At 62.8% G+C, this 4,263-nt stretch carries 4 protein-coding genes; all 4 read right to left on the bottom strand.

Annotated features, from left to right (window positions below; all coding sequences use genetic code 11):
- Positions 1-281: 281 nt before the first annotated feature.
- On the bottom strand, positions 282-419 hold the full coding sequence (locus tag ACZ7GZ_RS42395) for a hypothetical protein (RefSeq protein WP_471033119.1): 138 nt from the start codon (positions 417-419) through the stop codon (positions 282-284).
- Positions 420-424: 5 nt separating this feature from the next.
- Positions 425-1,570, bottom strand: a complete 1,146-nt coding sequence (locus ACZ7GZ_RS42400) for a cytochrome P450 (protein ID WP_471033120.1) — start codon at positions 1,568-1,570, stop codon at positions 425-427.
- A 98-nt stretch (positions 1,571-1,668) separates the two neighbouring features.
- Entirely contained in the window at positions 1,669-2,361 is a 693-nt protein-coding gene (locus ACZ7GZ_RS42405; protein WP_471033123.1) for a tRNA-dependent cyclodipeptide synthase, read from the bottom strand.
- 234 nt (positions 2,362-2,595) lie between these two features.
- Positions 2,596-3,441, bottom strand: a complete 846-nt coding sequence (locus tag ACZ7GZ_RS42410) for an SAM-dependent methyltransferase (RefSeq protein WP_471033124.1) — start codon at positions 3,439-3,441, stop codon at positions 2,596-2,598.
- Positions 3,442-4,263 lie beyond the last annotated feature (822 nt).

The following is a 4,263-nucleotide window of genomic DNA, read 5'->3' on the forward strand; positions in this document are numbered from 1 at the left end:
AACGGATCATGAGACAGATGCACGGCCGTGCCGGATTCGATCTCCTCCGCCACCGTATCCTCCTGCACTGACGGCTACCCACCGTCACCACCGACCCGTTATTTGGACAGTCCCGGCTACTACAGCCGGTTCGACGCCTCGGCACGCGAGTCGGACTGACAGCTACTCCGTCGTCGGTGGTCCGACGAGCTGCCGGATCTTGTCCAGCGTCTCCTGCGCGTTGTTGTCGGCCAGGTGCCGCAGGACCTTGGCGGTGCTCATGCTGGCGTTGAGAACCGCGTTCACGACGCCGCGACGGGGCCGGACGCGAGATAGACAATGACCTCTTGCTCCTGGTACTGGGGCAGGTCCGCCGGCAGGTGACGCAGGCCGTGAGCCTGCAGGTCGGTGACGACATGGCCTTCTGCGGTGGCACGCATCGCGGTCACCACGTAACCGGGAGTTCGATGGGGCGGGTGAACAGGAACTCGTCGGGTTCCCAGGCCACGTCCTCGTGTTTGACGGCCAAGGTGCATCCGGGCAATCGTTCGAACAGGGTTCGCAGCGCGGTGTGCAGATAGATCCGCGCTACGTTGGCCCCCAAGCAGAAGTGCGGGCCGGTGCCGAAGGTAACCGCCGGATCCTCCTTTTGTGATCGGTAGATCCAGAACTGTTCGGGTCTGCGATAATGGTCTGGATCCCAGGTCGCCGCGATCCAGGGGGTCAGGACCGCCTCGCCTGCTCTAATCGTGACGCCGTGCAGCGTCACATCCTCGGTCGCCATACGAGGCAGGGAAATGAACCCGTTGTGGTGATAGCGCAGCAGCTCCCATATCGCGGCGTCCCACAACTCGTCAGTTTTTCGGCCGAGGATTTGTGCGAGTTGGCTGTGGTACCGTGTCAAGGTGTAGATCCCGACCGCGACTGGTCCGGTGATCGGTTCGGCCGAGGTGATGAACAGGTACATCACCGTAGCCTGCAATTCCTGTTCGGAGATCTCTTCCCGTCGGCACGCCTCGATGAGCGCGCTGATCGGGTCGTTGTCCGGGCTCAGTTGTTCAGCGCGTTTCGCCTTGATCACCTCGCCGGCGAATTCCAGAACCTTTCCGGTGGACGCGGCGATAAGTGCTGAGTCCTTGGCAAAGTCGACCTGGTTGTGCAGGTCGGGGACTATCATTTGTCGCTGCTCCAACGGCACATCCATCATGTCGCATGCCAGGTGCAACGCCAACGGGACTGCATACACCGGGTACACATCGGTCGGGTTGATACCGAATTCCATGGCATCGATCAGTTCGTTCGCGCGCCGCGCAATGATCGGGGCACGGTGCCGTGCGGCCTCGGGGCTGTAGAACCGCTGCACGATCCGCCGAACACGGGTATGGTCCGGCGGATCCAGGTTGAAGATTCCGCCGGGCACCGAGTTGAAGTCATCGCCAGCGATCCGAATTCCGTCTGGTTTCGTCAGGTTCCGGGAAAATCGCCGATCGGAGCCGATCTTGGTGATGTCCGAGCGCCGGGTCAGCAGCCAGGCCCATCCGCCGGACGGCAATTCGACCCGAGCGACCGGTCGATGCTCGCGTAGCTGCATATAGAGCGGTGGGATGGTGCCATGTGGACCGGACGGGAATGGCAACCGCAGAATCTCGGGAATCCCACCCGGGGCTACTCGCGAAGAATTAGTGTCCTTCACGAGAAGGGTCCTTCCTTATCGGTGGCGGCTAATAGTCCGACGGCATGGCCGGCCGGTGGTATCAGTTCCGGGGCGATCCCGGTCAGCGCCACCTCGTACAGCGGAATAGGTCGGTGATAGGTCATAACAGTGTAGGTGTATCTCAGCACGCCGGGTGCATCCAGCAGCATTGGCGCCTCGGCGAATATGTAGCATACGTTGGCATCGACCTGAGCTTCGGTCGGAGTGTCCTGCACGATGCCGGACAGCGCGCTGGTGGTCATCGCCCTGATCACCTCGCGCACTTCCGGAACAGTGACGTAGGCGCGCTCCACCGCCTCACGCAATTGCCGGTAGCGCTGATTTCCGGCGAAGCGCGACCACACATGCACGTACCTGTCCGGGTCCTCATACCCCGCCGCTACGAGTGACCGGCGGGCGACACAGCGAATTTTATGGACGATGCGGATCGTCTTGCGCACAGCCTGCCGCGGTGGGATCCCAGCCGTTATGAAGCGGAATGCCGCCTCATACCCTGGCAGGAGAACGTGCACATTGGCGAAATTTTTGACCCCCCACTCGATGAACTCTGTCATTGACTGCGGGCTGTAGAACGGATTGGACGGAGAGAATCCAAATAACACAGCCTCGCCTTTATCGATAACGCCTTGTTCGCGATCTGTGTTGCCGACCAAGCTGATCTCGGTCATATGGTCATCTCCGATAACGTCGTCGTGCTGTAGCGAAGCTGTGGATCAAGTCCACCGCCGCGGCAGGCAGAACCGCGCAGGTCCGCAGGCCCGCTCGGCCCCGGCCTCGGCGAGTACCGACGCGGGTCATGCCGCCGTGCCTCCGAGGCTGCCCGGGAGTCCTTGCCCACCCTGACCTTTTAGGTCAGGGCCGGGTCTTCATCGTGAGTTTTGCCGCCGTGGTGCTGCCGGTGTTCACGGTGTTTGCTCCGCACGAATCGCGGTCATAATCATGATGCCCAGTTCGGGGACCATCCCCCCCGCGGTCCACGTGGAGAACAGCGCCTTCGTAGCGTCAGTTCCGAACGTCGACTCGATTGCGTCGGCCTCGCTGGTCAACCGCTCGACAACAACCCGGGTGCTGCGTCCGGTGTGGGCGCTGATGTCGCGCATTTCCTCGACTAGGAGCCCGGCGTGCCTGGCAATGGTGAGGTAGTCCTCGAACTGCGCGAGTGGGCGGGCGGCGATCCCCTCGAGGAACGTGGCGGCGAGATGCTGGCGGCCTGGCGGAACGGGTGAGCGGAGGAAGATGTCCTCCATGACGAGACGCCCGCCGGGGCGTAACACCCGACCAATCCCGGCGAATAGCGGCTCCAGCGCGATGTGAACCCCCGACTCCAGGACAAGGGCCGCGTCGAACGACATCTCCGCGTACGGCATGCACACGGCGTCGCAGTGCTCGAAGGTCACCAACTGGTCCAGGCCCGCGGCCCGGGCACGTTCGGTGGCGAGGTCGATCTGCACCTGGCTGACGTTGATGCCGTGGACATGCGCGCCGGTCGCCCTGGCCAGGCGCATGGCAGGCTCACCGTTGCCACTGCCCACGTCGAGCACTCGATCACCGGGTCCTACCCTCAGCCGGTCGATGAGCATGTCTGTCAGCCGGTCAGATGCCTCCTCCATCGTTGCCTCGTCGGCATCGAGTTCCCAATATCCGTAGTGAATGTTCGGTCCGAGGATGTTGAGGAAGAATGGGTAGAGTTGGTCATATAGAGCTCCAATGGCTTCTGGGGGCGTCGACGCGGGGTGTTGGACGGTCACCTTCGGACTCCTTCAACTTGTTTGGGTTTGTGTTTTCGGTGGTGACGATCGCTTATATTTGCGGATAGATCATCCGTGCGGATGCCCTATGCAGCCCATGCTTCGCCCAGGCATGAAGAGAGGGAAGCCCTCGTTCCATCTCCTGGAACACTCTTTGTGAAATCAATCGGTCGCCGTGGGGTGCTCAGGGTCTTTGCGTGGTGGGGCAACTGCTGGTCACGGTGGCGATGACGTTGTGCGGGCGGCGGTTGGCGCGTCGGGTGGCTCTGGCGATGTTGGTCTCGCCGTTGCCGCGGTGGAATCCGATTGCGTGTTGCGTAGGACCGCTGCGACGGCGAGTCCGTTGCCGGTGCAGGCCCGGTGGTCGTCCTCGTGAAAGGTCACATCGCGGACCCAGTGCAGCCGGTTCTCGATGTGCCATTCCAGGCGGGCCCGTTGCTGCAGGTCGGCGGGCTGGGCGTGGGCAGCGGGCAGTTACACCACCAGATAGACGGTCTCACGGGTGCGTCTGCCGGCCATTGTGCGGGTGCGGTGATCCGGATGGCCTGCTGGGCGTGCGGGAACGCGACGCCGCCGGGAGTCTGGACGGTCAACGCCTTGACGGTGCGGGTCTCGCGGCGGCAGTGTCCGGTGCCGCGGTGTTGGTGCCCGACCGGCACCATCCCCCACGGCAGTTGTTTGAGCTAGGCGAACAAGGTCGGCTGGTTGGGCTTGACCGACACGTACTGGAGCCTTTTCAACGGTGAGCCTCCAGGGTGAGGATGGCCTTTGTGGTTGACGTGAGTGCGTTCGGGCTGAGTCTGGCCTTGCGGAGGATCCGCC

The organism is Streptomyces sp. NPDC037288, from assembly GCF_055603265.1.